Source organism: Arcobacter pernae (assembly GCF_049472135.1).
Lineage (GTDB): Bacteria > Campylobacterota > Campylobacteria > Campylobacterales > Arcobacteraceae > Arcobacter_B.
This window is the reverse complement of record NZ_JBMOVV010000007.1, coordinates 156,195-174,506: the sequence shown is the minus strand read 5'-3', so window position 1 is coordinate 174,506 and position 18,312 is coordinate 156,195. Positions and strand designations below refer to the sequence as shown.

The 18,312-nt window shown below is 29.8% G+C and carries 11 protein-coding genes; 8 read left to right on the top strand and 3 right to left on the bottom strand.

Going from position 1 to position 18,312, the window contains the following annotated elements:
* Positions 1–9,656: cadherin-like domain-containing protein (locus ACH5BF_RS09825; protein ID WP_423274067.1), on the top strand; the 9,656-nt coding region annotated here is incomplete at its 5' end.
* A 31-nt stretch (positions 9,657–9,687) separates the two neighbouring features.
* Here ACH5BF_RS09825 and ACH5BF_RS09820 read toward each other — a convergent pair.
* On the bottom strand, positions 9,688–10,932 hold the full coding sequence (locus ACH5BF_RS09820) for a Sel1-like repeat-containing protein kinase family protein (RefSeq protein ID WP_423274066.1): 1,245 nt from the start codon (positions 10,930–10,932) through the stop codon (positions 9,688–9,690).
* 82 nt (positions 10,933–11,014) lie between these two features.
* Here ACH5BF_RS09820 and ACH5BF_RS09815 point away from each other — a divergent pair, with 82 nt between their 5' ends.
* The 3 genes from ACH5BF_RS09815 (at position 11,015) to ACH5BF_RS09805 (ending at position 14,327) form a co-directional block, all read left to right on the top strand.
* Complete coding sequence (locus tag ACH5BF_RS09815) at positions 11,015–11,815, top strand: sensor histidine kinase (RefSeq protein ID WP_423274065.1); 801 nt, start codon at positions 11,015–11,017, stop codon at positions 11,813–11,815.
* 84 nt (positions 11,816–11,899) lie between these two features.
* Positions 11,900–13,816 carry a transketolase gene (gene tkt / locus ACH5BF_RS09810; RefSeq protein WP_423274064.1) on the top strand — a complete coding sequence of 639 codons (1,917 nt, stop codon included), beginning with the start codon at positions 11,900–11,902 and terminating at the stop codon, positions 13,814–13,816.
* Positions 13,817–13,934: 118 nt separating this feature from the next.
* Complete coding sequence (locus ACH5BF_RS09805; RefSeq protein ID WP_423274063.1) at positions 13,935–14,327, top strand: tautomerase; 393 nt, start codon at positions 13,935–13,937, stop codon at positions 14,325–14,327.
* 7 nt (positions 14,328–14,334) lie between these two features.
* On the opposite strand, the gene ACH5BF_RS09800 is transcribed toward ACH5BF_RS09805, so the two are convergent.
* A complete protein-coding gene (locus ACH5BF_RS09800) occupies positions 14,335–14,823 on the bottom strand; it encodes a DUF4405 domain-containing protein (RefSeq protein WP_423274062.1) in 489 nt (162 codons plus the stop codon).
* A 149-nt stretch (positions 14,824–14,972) separates the two neighbouring features.
* Here ACH5BF_RS09800 and ACH5BF_RS09795 point away from each other — a divergent pair, with 149 nt between their 5' ends.
* Positions 14,973–15,824: an NAD(P)-dependent oxidoreductase gene (locus ACH5BF_RS09795; protein WP_423274061.1), complete on the top strand. Its 852-nt coding sequence runs from the start codon at positions 14,973–14,975 to the stop codon at positions 15,822–15,824.
* 19 nt (positions 15,825–15,843) lie between these two features.
* Here ACH5BF_RS09795 and ACH5BF_RS09790 read toward each other — a convergent pair whose 3' ends face one another.
* Positions 15,844–16,452 carry a helix-turn-helix transcriptional regulator gene (locus tag ACH5BF_RS09790; RefSeq protein WP_423274060.1) on the bottom strand — a complete coding sequence of 203 codons (609 nt, stop codon included), beginning with the start codon at positions 16,450–16,452 and terminating at the stop codon, positions 15,844–15,846.
* 107 nt (positions 16,453–16,559) lie between these two features.
* On the opposite strand from ACH5BF_RS09790, the gene ACH5BF_RS09785 reads away from it, so the two are divergent.
* The 3 genes from ACH5BF_RS09785 to ACH5BF_RS09775 are packed head-to-tail and all read left to right on the top strand — an operon-like array spanning position 16,560 to position 18,310.
* On the top strand, positions 16,560–16,910 hold the full coding sequence (locus ACH5BF_RS09785) for a CidA/LrgA family protein (protein ID WP_423274059.1): 351 nt from the start codon (positions 16,560–16,562) through the stop codon (positions 16,908–16,910).
* Entirely contained in the window at positions 16,907–17,623 is a 717-nt protein-coding gene (locus tag ACH5BF_RS09780) for an LrgB family protein (protein WP_423274058.1), read from the top strand. The genes ACH5BF_RS09785 and ACH5BF_RS09780 overlap by 4 nt, the downstream gene beginning before the upstream one ends.
* A 3-nt stretch (positions 17,624–17,626) precedes the next feature.
* Complete coding sequence (locus ACH5BF_RS09775; protein ID WP_423274057.1) at positions 17,627–18,310, top strand: MOSC domain-containing protein; 684 nt, start codon at positions 17,627–17,629, stop codon at positions 18,308–18,310.
* The last annotated feature ends 2 nt before the right edge of the window (positions 18,311–18,312 follow it).

Here is an 18,312-nt window from a genome sequence, read left to right as displayed (position 1 = left end):
AAGATGCAGTTGAAACAACAATTACAGATGAGAGTGTACCAACTAACCCAGATGATCAAACAGCATTAGTAAGTATAGAAGGACCATCAAATGTAACTGAGGGTGATGTAACAACTCCATATACAGTAAGTATTACACAAGCTCCAGAGACTGATTTAGAAGTATTCTTTACATACACAGGTGTAGCAGAAGATGGAACAGACTTCACAGGAGTATCAAGTGTAATTATTAAAGCAGGTGATACATCAGCAACATTTACAATTGCAACACTGGATGATAACTTAGCAGAAGGAAGTGAGAACTTTACAGTATCAATTGACTCTACAAAACTAGGAGCAGTTGGTGGATTAGAAGATGTAAGAGTAGACACTACAAAAGATGCAGTTGAAACAACAATTACAGATGAGAGTGTACCAACTAACCCAGATGATCAAACAGCATTAGTAAGTATAGAAGGACCATCAAATGTAACTGAGGGTGATGTAACAACTCCATATACAGTAAGTATTACACAAGCTCCAGAGACTGATTTAGAAGTATTCTTTACATACACAGGTGTAGCAGAAGATGGAACAGACTTCACAGGAGTATCAAGTGTAATTATTAAAGCAGGTGATACATCAGCAACATTTACAATTGCAACACTGGATGATAACTTAGCAGAAGGAAGTGAGAACTTTACAGTATCAATTGACTCTACAAAACTAGGAGCAGTTGGTGGATTAGAAGATGTAAGAGTAGACACTACAAAAGATGCAGTTGAAACAACAATTACAGACAACGATAATTTATATATGAATATAGAAAAAGTAACAGTTGATGAAGATGCTTTATTAGGTACAAGTGATTTAGATTCTTATGATCCAGATATTAAAGAGTTTACAGGAAGTTTAACTTTAAACACTGAGTTAGATGTAGATTTAGTATTTGCAGGAGGGCAAAATACTTCTTTAACATCACAAGGTGAGAATATTAGTTTAGAATATTCATCAAACAATGAAATAATTAAAGGTATTTCAGATGATGGAAGAGAAATTTTTGAAGTATCATTAAATCAAACAGATGGAACATATACATTCAAATTAAAAGATGTTGTTGATCATCCTGATTTTACTTCTGAAGATTTAATTAATGATTTAAATTTCAGAGTTATTGCTGAAACACAGTTTGGACATTTAACAGCTGCTGATATTAATGTTAGTATAGCAGATGATGTACCAACTGCAAGTTGTACAATAATTGATGCTGATTCACAATATAAAGAGACAGAGACGAATTTAGTTATTGCAATTGACAATTCAGGAAGTATGGGAAGTGGTGCTGGAAGTAAAATGGAACTTGCAAAAGAAGCTGCTATCAAACTTATTGAAAAATATGAAATGATGGGTGATGTAAATGTTAAGATTGTTTCATTCAATGGTCAAGCAGATGCATCAACATGGTATACAAGTTCAACAGCAGCTAAAAATGCTCTTTCAGCATTAACTTCAGGTGGATATACAAACTATGAAGATACTTTAAGAGATACTATAGATACATATGATACTTCATCTGATCCAAAACCATCATCTGATCAAGATATTTTCTATATGTTATCAGATGGTAACCCAACAAGAGGTGATGCAAATGGTGATGATGATATCTCTGGATTAATTCCTGAGTGGAAAAATTTTGCTGAGTCAAACTTTGATGATGTATACTCTATAGGTATTGGAACAAATGTTGATTTAGATGGAAACTATAGAGGTAGTTTAGATCAAATTGCAGATGTAGCAAATGGTCATGATACTTTCATTGTTGAGAATGTAAATGACTTAACAGATGAGATGTTAGCAACTATTGTAAATATCAATGGTGTACTAGTTATCAATAATGGTGGAAATGAACTTAACTTTAGTTTTGGTGCAGATGGCGCAGCAGATGGAAATGGACCTAAACTAGATGGAGGAAAAATCTCATTTACTTGGGGAGATGGTGATTTAAGTGATGGCACTGGTGTGGTTGTTAATAACAATGATGGAACAGGACCAAATATAGAATGGCTTGTTTATAATAATGGGAAAGTTTTATTAGGAAAAGATGTTAATACAGGTGAAATTTTAGTAAAACTTGAAGCAAATAATGTAAACAGTGATAACCCAACATATGAAGTAACACAATTTGTTCCAAATACAGGGATTAATAAACTTGAAGTTCCATTCCATGTAGTAGATGGAGATGGAGATGGTGCAACTGGATGTTTAAATATCGACATTGATGCAAATTTCCAAGCCTTTATTAAATTAACTGGTGATTCATCTGCTACAGAAGCAAATGGTGCACAGTTAGTGCATAATTTAGAGTTAGTAGACCAAAATGGTGACCCTATTAAATTAAGAGAAGGGCAAAAAGTAACTGTAGAGTTAGAATATACAAATGATTCAACTAGTGATGAAGACTTTACAGCTGCAAAAACAGTGCAAGTTGAAATAGTTGGTACGGTTGACGGTGCTAATAGTGTACAAGTTATCAATGAAGTAGTAAACGACTTATTTAAAGAAGGAACTGAGTCTTATACTCTTAGTATAAAATCTGTTAATACTAATGTAAATGGTTTAGGTAATATTGGGATTGACTCAGCAAATAATAGTGTGACAGGAACAATAGTAGATAATACTGATGTTGTAACTGCAAGTATTACAGGGGACTCGTCAGTAAATGAAGGTGAAAAGTCTTCTTACAAAGTTGAGTTAAAAGATGAAAATGACAATCCAGTAATTGCAAAAGAAGACATGGTGGTAACTTTAGAATACACATATGTAGATACAACTACAAATGAAGATATTACTGAAATTGCTACAGTTACTATACCAAAAGATTCAAGTAGTGTGGAGTTTGATATTCAAACTATTGCTGATACTTTATTTGAAGGAAATGAAGTATTTAAAGTAAGTATCTTATCTATTAGTAATACAGAAGATTATGAGCAGTTTGATATTAATAATACTCCTGTAACTACAGAGATTATTGATGATGAGACATTAAGTATGAATATAGATAGAGCATTAGTTGATGAAGATGCTCTTGTAAATACAAGTGATAATGATGGTTATAATACTGTTAAGACGTTTACTGGTTCTTATAATTTTAATACAAACCTTGATGTTGATGTTGCATTTAAAGCAGGACAAACAACAAACTTAACATCTAAAGGTGAAGTTATAACTCTTGAGTTATCAGCCGATAAAAACACATTAGTTGGAAAATCAGGAACAAGAGAAATCTTCGAGATTACATTAGATGAAGCAAATAATGAATATACAGTTATGCTAAAAGATGTAATTGATCATGGAGATATTACAAGTGAAGATTTAGAAACTTTATCTGTTTTACTTGAAGGAACAACTGTAGTTGGAAATGTTGAAGCTACTTTAAACATTGATATTGCAGATGATATTGTAACTGTTGATAATACAAATGCAGAAACTGTAAGTATTGATAATTCACAGTTTACAAATATGATTATAAATGGAAGTTTCGAAAATATTACAGGATTTAAAACTTCTGGAAGTGATGCTTTTGTAGAAAATAAAGACTTATCAAGTGGTTCATGGATTGGTCTTCAAGCTATGGAAGGATGGGAGTTATTAAGTAAATCATCGATGTGGATGGAACCACATGAACAAGCTCACGCAAGTATAGGTGCTGATGATGGTGAAAATTATATGGATTTAGGTGAAACAAACTCTAACGATTCAGATGTAGAAAACACTCATATTGGTCAAATTATAAGTGGTGTACAAGATGGTGTAACTTATGATTTAAGTTTTGCATTTAGAGATAAAGCATTTACTCAAGCAAATGAAGCTGATTCTGGAAAAATGCAAGTTATTTGGAATGGTGAAGTAATTGCTACAATTGATGGAGATAATAGTTCTTGGGAAACTATGAATCTTCAAGTAGTTGGTGGTTCAGGCGATAACTCTAATAGATTAGAGTTTAAAGAAATAGGTGAAGGTAATGATAACTGGGGTATGGCTTTAGATGATATTCAAATGTCAGCAACATCTATTCATTATACAGGAAGCCTTTCAGATAACTCTGGTTTAGAGGTAAACTTTGGAGCAGATGGAAAAGGTTCATATGAATTAGCTTCTAAAACTGGGTGGACATTAAGTTCTGATAAATCAACTTTAATAAAAGATGATGGTTCATTAAAAGTTTGGATGAATAGTTCAAATGGTGAGTATTTTGTTCAACAGTTAAAACCAACTACAATTGGAGATATTTCAGTTCCTGTAAAAATAACAGATGGTGACGGTGATAGTGTAACTACTAATATTAATATATCAGTAGAAAATAAAACACCTGAATTACCAGATTCAATTACTGTAAAATTACTTGATAGTGATAGTGTATTAGAAGGTGAAACTTTAGCTCATAGAGTTAAGTTATATGATGCAAATGGTAATGAAGTTGCAGTTCCAGAGGGTGAATATGTAGAAGTAACATTAACTTATACTGCAAGTGGTTCAAATGGAGCAGTTGAAGATGTAGATTACACTTCTCAAAATACTGTTAGAATTTATGGTGGAACTAGTGGAACTTATGTATTTAATGATACATTAACAGATAACTCATATGAAGGTAGTGAATCATATACTGTATCAGTATCTAATGTTACTTCTTCTAGTAGTGAAATAGAAAGTAAATTAAACGTAAGTAATCAAACAGTTACAGGAACAATAGTTGATGGAAACACACCTCCTGAAGCTGATGATAGACATATTGAAATTGAATGTAATAATAAAACATATTCAAGTGGTTTAGAGTCAGAATATTATGGAGTTAATGTACAAATTAGTAATTTAGAACAATTTAAATCAATTGTATCTTCAAATAATCCAGATGCAACATTTACAGCAACGACTATTAATTATGGTCAAGGTTCAGGAAGTGTTAGTCAAGGTACTAATTTACAAGAGTTCTTGAAATCTGATGCTTCATCTTTAAGTAATGATCCAGGAAATACATCTGATGGTGGTATTTTCATGGCAGGAAAAGTTTATTTAGAAGCAGGAACTTATAACTTTAAAGTACTAGGTGATGATGGTTATGATATTATAATAAATGGTCAAAGTGTTGCTACTTATGATGTTAATCAACCACCTCAAGAAAGAGTACATGGAGAATTTACAATTTCAGAGTCAGGTTACCATGATATTGAAATGTTCTGGTGGGATCAAGGTGGAGAATATGTATTTAAACCTGAAATTTCTTCAGATGGTGGAACTACATATGAGATTCTTGATTCATCTATGTTATTTACAGAACAAAGTACAACTCCTACTGCTCAAACAGTTGAGTTTACATTAGAAGATTTTGTTTCAGATATTGAAGATGATGCAAACTCTACTACTGTAAAAATTAAAATTGTTTCTTTACCTGAAGATGGTGTATTAACTGTAAATGGAAATGCAGTAGAAATTGGAGATATTTATGACGAAACAGCTCAAATAGTTTATACTCCAAATGCTAATCAAGAGGATACACTTTATGGTACGACAGCAAATAGTGGAACATTAGATGAGTGGGGAACTATTAGTAATGGTGTTCTTACAACAGATGATGGAAATGCGGTAATTAAAGCTTACAGTGATGGTATTTTAAGTGAAGTTGGTTTTGCAAGTCAAAATAATAATTACCACCATGATGGTTTAGGTTTAGGTGTTGTTGGTTCAACTGATAATGATCAAATAGAATTAAATGGAAATGAAAAGTTAGTAATTGAGTTTAAAGAAACAGTTACAAATGCTGAGTTTGGATTAGCAAGTTTAGGAAATAATTTTGCACCAGGTGATTCAGCAGATGCTAAAGCTCATTGGATTGCATATAAAAATGGTGTAAAAGTAGATGAAGGTTATGTAAAACAAAGTACTGATGATTCAAATCCTACAACTAATTCATTTGAAGTAAAAGTAGAGTTTGATTCTATTGAATTTACAACAATAGCAAATGTAAATTCTAATTTCTCTGTACAATATATGAATGTAGACTATAAAGTAGATGATTCATTTGATTATATAGCAATTGATTCTAATGGAGTTGAATCAAATGAAGCAACTGTAACATTTGATATGAATACAAAAGCTTGTACTTTAAAAAATATTGCTCCAGATGCAGTTGATGATACGAAGTCATTAAATGAAAATAGTGCAATTAATATAAATGTATTAAGTAATGATACAGATGTAGATGGTGATGTTTTAACAGTAACATCAGTTACTCAGCCAGCTTATGGAACAGTTGTAATTAATAGTGATGGAACAGTTAAATATACACCAACAGCTGATTATGTAGGAAATGATAGTTTCACATATACTATTGTTGATGAACATGGTGCAACTGATACTGCAACAGTAACACTTACAGTAAATAAAGTTAATGAAGCACCAACTATTACAAATGGGTATGCAGTAGTTTCTGAAGAGGCATTAGTTGATGGAATTAAAGATACACAAGGAAATCCAGATAGTACAAATTCAAAAGTTTATACTGGAAAACTTTCTGTAAATGATGTAAATATTGAAGATAGTTTAAGTCTTACATTAAGAGCACCAATTGAAGTATTAAAAGCAACAAATGGACAGGCTATTTCTTGGTATGGTGAAGGTACGAATACATTAATTGGAAAAGTAGGAACTCAAGATGTCCTAAAAGTTACTATTGATGATGCTGGTAACTATAAAGTAGAGTTATTTGAGAATGTTAAACACCCTGTACAAAATGTTGAAGATGTATTATCATTAAACTTTAAAGTTGATGTAACTGATGGTTCTTTAACTACAACAGGAAATTTAAGAGTTGATATTGAAGATGATTCAGGTGTTGCAAATATGTCAGAACAAACTATTATTGTTGAAAAAGACACTGTATTTATTAAAAATTTAGATGCAGGATTTGTAAATTCACAATTCCATAATGGAACAAGTCAAGTTTCAACACATAATACAGATTCTGATAACTATGTAGACTCTATGTATTGGGGTAGTCCAGTTAATGGTTCTCAAAAGTCAGGTTATACTTTAGTAGATAATAGTTTATATACATCAAGTACAGGTTCTCAAGTAGATACAAATGGTATCTTTAAACTTGCAGACTTTTCACATGAAAATTGGGCTATTTATGCAAATTCATCTACTTTAGATAAAACAACAGTTACTATGAGTATGGATGTAATAATAAATGGTAAATCAGTTTCAGTTAGCTTTGATGTTTTACTTGAACATACAGAAACACCAAATTCAAATGATGTAATGGCATCAAGAGATATTATTACACTACCAGATGGTGATATTCATGTAAATGTAGATGGAAAAGATTTTGCCTTTACTGTAGAAGGGTTTAGAAACTCAAATGGTGAGTATGTAAAAGAGATTTACACAAATGAAGCAGCAAGTAATAATTTTGAAATTTATGCAAGTATTAAGCCTGCTACAGCTCTTCCAGAAGTATCAGGAACTATAAATTATGCAGCAGGTGCAGATGGATTAGAGTCAATTACTTGGGGAGATTTAACAAGTCAATATGGTACTATGACTGTAGATGCAAATGGAAATTATAAATTTGTTGTTAACCAAAATACAAAAGATAATATTGCTGCTAACCAAAATATAGTTGAAGAGTTTACATATACAATAACTGACAAAGATGGAGATACTTCAACAAGTAGTGTTAAAATAAATATCAGTGGAACGCAATCTTCAAATACAATACCAGATGCAGTTGATGATAGATTAGCTGTATGGGAGAGTATAGCAACAAATATTGATGTGTTAGCAAATGATACTGATGCAGATGGAGATACATTAAGAATTACAAATGTTGACTCAAATGTAATGTTAAATGGAAAAGTTGTAGGAACAGCAGAAATTGTAACTATAAATGGCGTAGATAAAGTAAGATTTACTCCAAACCAAAACTTTGATTTAGTAAAAGATGAAAGAGAAACTATAGAAATTAACTATCAAATTACAGATGGAAATGGCGGTTATGATAGTGCAACTGCTTTAGTTGATGTTGTAGGAGTTGATGATGAAGCTGATAGTCCAAATCTTTCAATGCAAGTTTGTTATGTAGAGACTATTAAATATGGTTCAAATTCTTCAGGATACTATGTAATGGGATCATACAGTAGTGATGGTTCTTGGTATGGAGATGACTCTTATAATAGTGGTAGTTATTCATATGGTGATGATAGTTATGGTGGAGGTTACTTCTCATGGGGTGGAAACACTGGATATTGTTATAATACATACAAATATAAAATATCAGTTCAGAGTTCATTAAATGATACTGATGGAAGTGAAACACTTTCACAAGTAACATTATCAAATATTCCAAATGGAATGAATCTTTATATAAATAATGTTCAAATTCATCCAAATGCAGATGGAACATATACTGTTCCAAATAATGTAGATGTTTATGGACTTATAAATAGAGTTCCATCAACTTATGAATTTAACTCTATTAGAGCATCTGTTACTGCTCATGAGACGAATGATGGAATTTACAGAGGTTCTATTGATGGTGAAGATATGACAATTACTGTTGATAGATTTGCTAATAAAACAGCACAATTAATTGATGGTGTGGTTGAGGGAGTTGAATATGAAACTTCATCAGGAGTGAAAGGTATCACTGATAAAGATGGTAACTTCAGTTATAAAGAAGGTGATTCAATCACATTTAAAATTGGTGGTGTTATCTTAGGTGTAGCAACAGCCGAAGATGTAGCAAGTGGAAAAACTTTCTTACAAGACATTGCAGATGTTGAAAGAACTGATTTAAATGATGAGTACTTAGAAAATTTAGCAACTTTCTTACAGTCATTAGATGTAAATGCTGATGCTTATGATGGTATTGTAATTACAGAAGAAATTAGAACTGCTTTAGAAAATGTTTCTATTGATTTAAGAACAGCTTCTGAAGAAGAAGTAAAAGCATTAGTTGAATCTGTTGGAAAAGAGTATGTAAGTGAAAAAGATGCAATGCAACACGTAAAAGATATGCTTGTTGAATATACTGATTTAACAGAGGAAGAGTTTGAAGAACATATTTCAGATGATTTAACACTTGCAGTTCTTGGAAATAAACCTTTAAGCAATATAGAGTATGTTACTACATCAGGAATCAAAGGTATGACAAATGATAAAGGTGAGTTTGTATTCAATGAAGAAGATGATATTACATTTATTAAAGATGGAGAAGTATTAGCAACTGTTGAAACATCTGTAATTGGAGAAGATAATTTAATTACTGTTGAAGAGTTAAATGAATTTAATATAGCTTCAAATACAGAATTATTAGGTCAAGATATTGATTTAGAAGTTTTAGTACCAGTAGGAGATAACTCTGATAATGAAATCTCTTCAAATATCAATGATGTAGATATTGACATTGATGAAGTAATTGAAAGTGCAAGTGAAGAATTAAAAATCTTTAAAGAAGGTGATAATAGTATATCTCTTGAAAATAGTGATGAATTATGGTCAAATGAAGGAACTAAAGAGATTGATGGAGAGAAATATAGTGTGTACAAAGGTACAAGTACATCTACATCTAATATCAAAGTTCTAATTGATGAAGATGTTTCTATTGAACCTGATTTATAGAAAATAAAGGAAAAGCAGAAATGCTTTTCCTTTAATCTTTTAAATAAAAACCTTCAAATTTTATATCTATTTTTAAATCAATAAATTTTTTTACTGCTAGTTCAAAGCCATTAAAAGCGGCTTGTTTATACCAATATATATAATCATTTTCGTTTTCACATAATTTTTTTTCAATCATAAGTGCTATAAAATATTGAGATTTGGGATAATCTTTTGATTGAATAAATAGTTCGTATGCTTTTTTGTAGTTTTGTCTAACACCTTTTCCTTTAAAGTATAAAACACCTAAACTAGAAATTGATGGAGCATATTTTTTTGTTGCAGTTTTTTTATAGGTTAAATATGATTTAACCATATCTTGTTTTGTTAAAACTCCATCTTCATAAAAAAGAGCTAATGTTTCATTTGCATAATAGTTCATGGAAGATAGTTCAAAACAGAGCTTAAAATCATTTATCTCTTTATTGTTTATAGTAAAGTATTTGCAAACATATTTATAATCGTTAGGTACTTTAAAATCATCTGATAGAATAGTTTTTATTTCGTTAATAGTAGCTCTTTTTTGATAGTCTTTTTCAAGCATACGTAAAATTAGATATTTATATTTAGTATTTTTAACATTAGAAATATTTGGGAAAACAAATTCATGACAGTAAATCTTTCTTATTAAACTATCCTCATTTTTGAGATTAAAAATATTTTGTTTTGTAAGAACAAAATATAAACAACAAGCTAAAGAGTATATCTCAGAGTATAAACCTCTTAATCCTTTATAAACTTCAGGGGCAGTATAGATTTTGTGCCCCTTGTGAACTACAGAACTATTTAATGATAAATTATTACTTATTCCCCAGTCAATTAAAAAAAAGTTTTTATCCTTTTCAAGTATATTAAAAGGAGTGATATCATTATGAAGACGATTGTTTTTATACATAAACTCTATTTGATCTAAAATATTTAATAGAAATTTCTTAATTTCTTCTTCTGAAAAAATTCTATTGTTTAAAACTTGGTAGTTTAAATCAGGATTTTCTATATAATCAAAAACAAAATAAATATACTCCTTCTCTTTTTTTGCTTCATAGAATTTGATAGCATTTTTATAATTATTCATAATTTTTAAAGACTCTATTTCATTTTTGATTTTATTAAAATTTTCGATATATCTTGATATCTTTTTTATTGCATAAAGTTTTTCATCTTTTTTTACAAGATACACATCACTAAAGGCACCTTTAGCAATCTGTTTTATTATTGAATAGTTGGATATTTTCATGTGAAGTCTTTAAAATATATTTTTTATTTATTAATATTAGGATATTCTAAATTATCTTAAAAATTATCATTAAAGAAGTAAAATGAGACAAACAAAGCTAGAAGATTTTTTAGAATTAGAAGAACACAATAAAGAGCTTGAAAAAAGAATAAAAGTAGAACTTGAAAAAAATAGAAAAAAAGATGAACTACTTTTTAGGCAAGCAAAAATGGCTTCTATGGGAGAGATGTTAGCTAATATTTCTCATCAATGGAGACAACCTCTTATGGAAATATCTTCTTTATTTATACCATTAGAAGCAAAATTAAAAATGAATTTGCCAATTGATAATAAAGAACTTCAACACTCAATAACACAACTAAATGAAATAACAAAATATATGTCATCAACTATCGATGATTTTAAAAACTTTTTCTCAAAAGATAAAGAAAAAATGAAGTTTGAGATACTTCAACAAATCAACTCAACTATAAATATAATAAATGGTGGACTTAAATCACATAATATAAATCTTGATATTATTATTAAAAAGAACCCAACTATACTTGCATATAAAAATGAGTATTCACAAGCTTTAATAAATATAATAAATAATGCAAAAGATGCTTTAGTTCAAAGAAAAATTAAAAATCCAAAAATTGATATTATTATAGAAGAAAAAGAAGGTCTTGTAGTTACTTCAATTCATGATAATGCCGGTGGAATAAATGTAAGACCAATTGAAAAAGTATTTGATCCTTTTTTTACTTATGAAAAGACAAATGGCTCTGGAATAGGGCTTTTTATGTCTAAACTTATAATCGAAAATAACATGAATGGAAAGTTAGAAGTTGAAAATAAAAAAGATGGGGCTTTGTTTATTATTTCCATTCCAAAGCTATAGAAATATTGCTTCAAATTCTATTTAAATAAATTTAGATATAATCACGACTTACAAGAAAACTTCATTTTACAAAATAGGATAATTATGTCAAAACAACTATTGCAAAAACAAGCTGATACGATTAGATTCTTAGCTGCTGATATGGTTCAAAAAGCAAACTCAGGACACCCAGGTGCACCAATGGGTCTAGCTGATATTGCTACAGTTTTAAGTAATCACTTAAATTTAAATCCAGCGAACGAAAAATGGTTAAACAGAGATAGATTAGTATTCTCTGGTGGTCACGCAACTGGATTAGTATACTCTTTATTACATTTATGGGGATTTGATGTATCTGTAAATGATATGAAAAACTTCAGACAAACTCACTCTAAAACACCTGGTCACCCAGAGTATGGTCACACTCATGGTGTTGAAATTACAACTGGTCCTTTAGGTCAAGGTATTGCAAATGCTGTTGGTTTTGCAATGGCTGCTAAATATGCACAAAACACTTTAGGAAAAGAAGTAATTAATCATAAAGTTTACTGTTTATGTGGAGATGGAGATTTACAAGAAGGTATTTCTTACGAAGCGTGTTCAACTGCAGGTCACTTAAACTTAGATAACTTAGTAATCATTTATGATTCAAACTCAATTACAATTGAAGGTGATACTTCTATTGCTTGGTCTGAAAATGTTAAAAAGAGATTCCAAGGTATTGATTTTGAAGTAATCGAGATTGATGGACATAACTTTGATCAAATCGATAAAGCTTTAGTTACTGCAAAAGATGCTACTAAACCTGTATTAGTTATTGCTAAAACTGCAATTGCTAAGGGATCTGCAACTATGGAAGGTTCACACCATTCTCATGGAGCTCCATTAGGTCATGATGATATTAAAGCATCAAAAGAAAAAGCTGGGTTTGATCCAGAAGAGACATTCTTTGTTCCTGCTGATGTAAAAGGTGCATTTGATAAATTAATTAAAGGTTCTATTGCTGAGAATGAGTGGAATGACTCTTTATCTGCTGAAGCAAAAGCTAAAATTGAAGAATTACAAAACCCTAATTTTGATGCAGTTGAATACCCAACTTTTGAAGCTGACTCAAGTGTTGCTACAAGAGATTCAAATGGTAAAATCTTAAATGCAATTGCAAAAGCAGTTCCAGGATTCTTAGGTGGTTCAGCAGACTTAGGACCATCAAATAAAACTGAATTAAAAGATATGGGTGATTTCCCAATGGGTAGAAACATTCACTTTGGTATTAGAGAGCATGCAATGGCAGCAATTTCAAATGCTATGAATTTATACGGATTATTTAGAGTTTACTCTGCAACATTCTTTGTATTCTCAGATTACTTAAAACCAAGTGCAAGAATTGCAGCATTAGCTGGTATTCCTCAACACTTTATTTGGACACATGACTCTATTGGAGTAGGTGAAGATGGACCAACTCACCAACCAATTGAGCATTTATCACAGTTTAGAGCATTACCTAACTTCTATACATTCAGACCTGCTGATGCAACTGAAAATGTAGATGCTTGGAAAACAGCTTTAAAAATGTCAGCTCCAACTGCATTTGTTTGTTCAAGACAAGGATTAAGAGTATTAAAAGACGAGAAAGCATTTGGTGAAGTTTCAAATGGTGCTTACTTACTTAAGAAAAGAGATAATGCAAACATTACAATCATGGCTTCTGGTTCTGAGGTTATGTTAGCATTACAAACTGCTTGTAAATTAGAAGAAGAAGGAATTTTTGCAAATGTTGTTTCTGTTCCTTGTTATGACTTATTTGTAGAGCAAGATAAAGAGTATATTGATCAAGTTATTGATAAAAATACTAAAGTATATGCTGTTGAAGCTGCAAGAGGATTAGAGTACTACAGATTTGCTGATGTTGTATTTGGAATGGATACATTCGGTGCATCAGGACCTGCTGGTGACTTATTCGAAGAGTTTGGATTTACAATTGACAAACTAAAAGCTAACATCGTAGCTGACTTTAAAAACTAATTTTATAAGATGGGCAGAATGCCCATCTTACTTTCTTTAAACTTCCCTTTTTTATTATTGTTATTTTATTGCTAGATATTACTTGTAAAATATATGAAATTTTACAAAAGGATTTTTCATGCCTCATTTACAGTTTGAAATCAACAAAAAAGTTTGTAAAGAAACAAAAGAAGAGTTTGCCCAGCAAATAAGAGATACTTTTAGTGATGTTATGGATACAGGGCAAGACCATATTGCTATTTCTTTAAGAGAGTATGAAAAATACGCTTTAACAATAGGAAGAGCAAATCCAAAAGATGATATTTGTTTGATGAATTTAGATATAAGAGAAGGTCGAACAATAGAGCAAAGAAGGGAACTAGCTCTTCGATTTATGGAGATTGTTAAAGTAAACTTTCAAGTAGATACAAAAAATCAGTACATCACTTTTACTGAACATAAAGGGGAAGATTTTCATTTAGTTGAAAAGTTTTTAGCTTCTTGGGAGAGTGGAGAAGACCCCTTAGTTTAAAAGAGCATTACTGCTCTTTTGATAAGATATTTATTATTTCAAAAGGTGATATTTTATTTTTTAAAGCTAACTCTTTTATAGACTTATTAGCTTCATAATTTATACTAGCATCCTCTAATTTCTTTTTCGCACTCTCAAAGTTATTTGTAAATAGTACAGAAGTTTTTTCTATTGGTTTATTAAAGACAGAATCAAATACTATTCTTTTTGGGCTTGGCTCATTTGATGTTGTAAGAATAAATCCTAAAACAATTATAGAAATAATTCCACCTACTGTAAAAAAAACTTTATTTGAAAAATAGTTTTTCATAGATTTCCAGTTAAATAAAACATGAAAAAATACAATGGCTACAAAAACTAATCCTAAAATTTCATGCATTGATTTTGTGTAGTTATCTAAAATATGAAAATACATCATTACACCTGTTGTTCCTATTACTAAAAACAAAAAAGTTGTAAAAGATGTTGCTAATTCTCTTTTCTTATGGGTTTTCATTTATGCTCCTTTTAAAAATGATTATAAAGTAGCTTTTTTAATAGTGTTTAAATTTTAGTTTAACACAGGATTAATAAAATACAAAATGTCTATATATTGACTAAAAGTCTATATTTTTATATAATCATCTAAAAAAATAAGGGATATTAATGGCAATAGGATTTATAGGACTTGGTAATTTAGGTCAAGCAATTGCTACAAGACTTACGCAAATGGGTGAAGAACTTGTAGTTTATAATAGAACAAAATCAAAAGTTGAAGATTTAGGATATGAAGTAGTTGATACTCCAAAAGATATTTTAAAAAAATGTGATGTAGTTTTTTTATGTCTTTTTGATTCTCCTGCTGTTGATAATATTTTAAATGGAGAAAATGGACTTTTATGTGATGAAGTAAAAGGTAAAACAATTATTGATTTATCAACAAATCACTATGAAGATGTTCTAAAATTTCATGATGATGTACAAAATGCAGGTGGAAAATATCTTGAAAATCCAGTATTTGGAAGTGTAGCACCAGCACTTGCAGGAGCTTTAACTTTAGTAGCTTCAGGAAAAGAAGAAGTGTTTAATGAAGTAAAACCACTTTTAGAAAAGTTTGGAAAAGAGATTTTCTTTTTAGGTAAACCAGCAGCTGCTACAAAAATGAAACTTATTAATAACCTTTGTTTAGGTTCGTTTATGGCAACAATTGCTGAGTGTACATCTTTAGCTCAGGATTGTGATATAGATAAATCAAAAGCTTTAGATATTTTAGGTGTAGGTGGTGGAACATCACTTGTTTTAAATGCTAAAAAACAAAAATTAATAGATGAAGATTTTTCAGCACATTTCTCAAATGATGCTATAAATAAAGATTTACATTTATTACAAGATTTAGCATACTCAATGAAAAAACCACTTTATAGTGCAGCTATGCCAAAAGAGTTATTTTCAAAAATGAAAATGATGGGTAAAGGTGATGAAGATTTCTCTTCAATCTATCAACTTTTTAAATCATAATAGTAAAGCCTAAGCTTTACTATTTATCTTCTTTTAGCCACTTATAAATTGTAGCTCTTGAAATATCTAAAACTTCACAAAGGTAGCTTACTACATTTCTAATAGAGAAAATACCTTCTTTATTTAAATAGATAATCAACTCTTTTTTCTCTTTTATTTTTAAATCACTAAGTTGCAAATCATACTTTTTTAAAAACTTGTTGATTGTATTGTGAGTGTGTTCTTTCCAGTCTTGTGAAAAAATAGCTTGAGGTTGAGTATTTTTATCTTCTATATTTAGAAGCATTTTTAACGAGTCATACATTTTTTCAAAAACTTCTACTTTAAAGTTTATACAAATTATACCTATTGGTTTATTGTTTATGTCCCTTAGTAAAGTTGAGACACTTTTTAATTTTGTTCCATCAATATTTGTTTTATTATATGGTCCCACAATATCTTCTTTTATACACTCAAAATCTTTTACATCATTTAGCATATTATCACCAATTTCTCTTTTTGAAAAAGGGTTTACAATATGTACTAATTTTTGAGTTTCTAAATCATGAAGTACAACTTCTACATTTGGATAAAAAAGCTTTCCAATTGAATCACATAAAGGGGTAAATGTCTCTAAAATTTTATTCATAAAATTATAATACTATAAAGATGTTTAAAATACAAAGTGTCTATATTGTAATTTAAATTGACAAAGTGTCTACAATAAAGTATAATTTCATTTTTTAAGGAATTATAATGTTAAAAGGAATTATTACACTATTAGTTTTTCAATTTTTAGGTGAGTGTATTGCAAAGTTATTTGATTTATTAGTACCAGGACCTGTTATAGGAATGGTTTTATTACTTATTTTTTTAATTATAAGAAAAAGCAGTTTTCCTAGTTTAGATAATGCTGTTTTTATTCATTTAAGATACTTACCAATGCTTTTTATACCTGCTGCTATGGGTATCATAACTCAGATTGATATTATTTCAAAAGAGTTTTGGGCTATTAGTATTGCACTATTTTTAGGAACAATTATAGCATTAGCATTTTGTGCTAAGCTAATGGATTATTTAACAATCAGACAAGAGAGTAAAAAATGAATATAGATGCTTTAATAGAATATATTTCAAACTCAACGCTTATTTGGTTGATTTTAACACTTGGGTCTTTTAAATTAGGAATTATTATCTATGAAAAGTTTAATAAACACACTTTACTTCAACCAATAATTATTTCGTATATTGTTATTATGAGTGTTTTATTTATAACTGGCGTTTCATATGAAGAGTATTTTAGAGGTGTTGAGATAATTCACTTCTTTTTAGGACCAGCAACTGTTGCTTTAGCTTTACCTTTATATAATAATTTAAAATATATAAAGTCTTTGTTTTTACCAATTATGATAACACTTATAGTAGCAGGTGTTTTTTCAATATTAATTGCTGTTTTATTATTGTGGGTATTAGATGCAAATATGCCAACTATTTTATCAATGACAACTAAGTCAATTACAGCACCAATTGCTATTATTACAAGTGAACAAATAGGTGCTATTCCATCACTTGCTGTTGGCTTTGTGATTATTACAGGAATTATAGGAGCACTTTTAGGAACTTTTATTTTTAAGATTATAAAGATAAAACATGATACTTCAAAAGGTTTTGCTCTTGGAGTTGTATCTCATGGAATAGGAACTGCAAGAGCAGTTGAGATAAGCCAAAAAGCAGCAGCCTTCTCAGCTTTAGCGATGGGGTTAAGTGGAATATTCACAGCAGTATTTTTACCACTTATAATTCAGTTCTTAAAGGGATAAATTATGTTGAACTTAAAAATAAAAGATATTTATATAGGCTGTGAAAAAGAGTATAAAAGAAAAAATAAAACATATAAAAGTTCGTATGAAAAAGAACCAATATTTAATAGTACTTATGTAAATATTTTGGGATTAGAAGATGATATGCAAAGTGATAAGCAAAGTCATGGTGGCCAAGATAAGGCTTTGTGTATTTTCACCCAAGGTTCTTATGATTTCTTTAAAGAAAAGTATAATATTGCTTTAAGTACATGTGCTTTGGGAGAGAATATTACCCTATTTGATTGTGAAGATAAAGATTTTTGTATTGGTGATAGATTCTCTTGTGGTGAGGCTATTTTTGAGATTACTCAACCAAGAGAGCCTTGTTGGAAAATATCACATATTTTAGGAATAAAAGAGTTAACAGCTTTAATTGCAAAAGAAGGACGAACAGGTTTTTATTTAAGAGTAATAAAAGAGGGCGAAATAAATAAAAATGATGAGTTCAAACTAGTTAGTAGAAAACACGAAAATATGAATATTGAGTTTGTAAATAAGTGTTATTATAATACAAAAGAGAATCAAGAAAATATAAAAGATATTTTAGAGTGTGAAGAATTATCTTCATCTTATAAAAAAGCATTAGAAAAAAGGTATAAAAATAAAGAGCATGGTTTAGAAAATTATCAGAAAGATAAAGAGTAAAC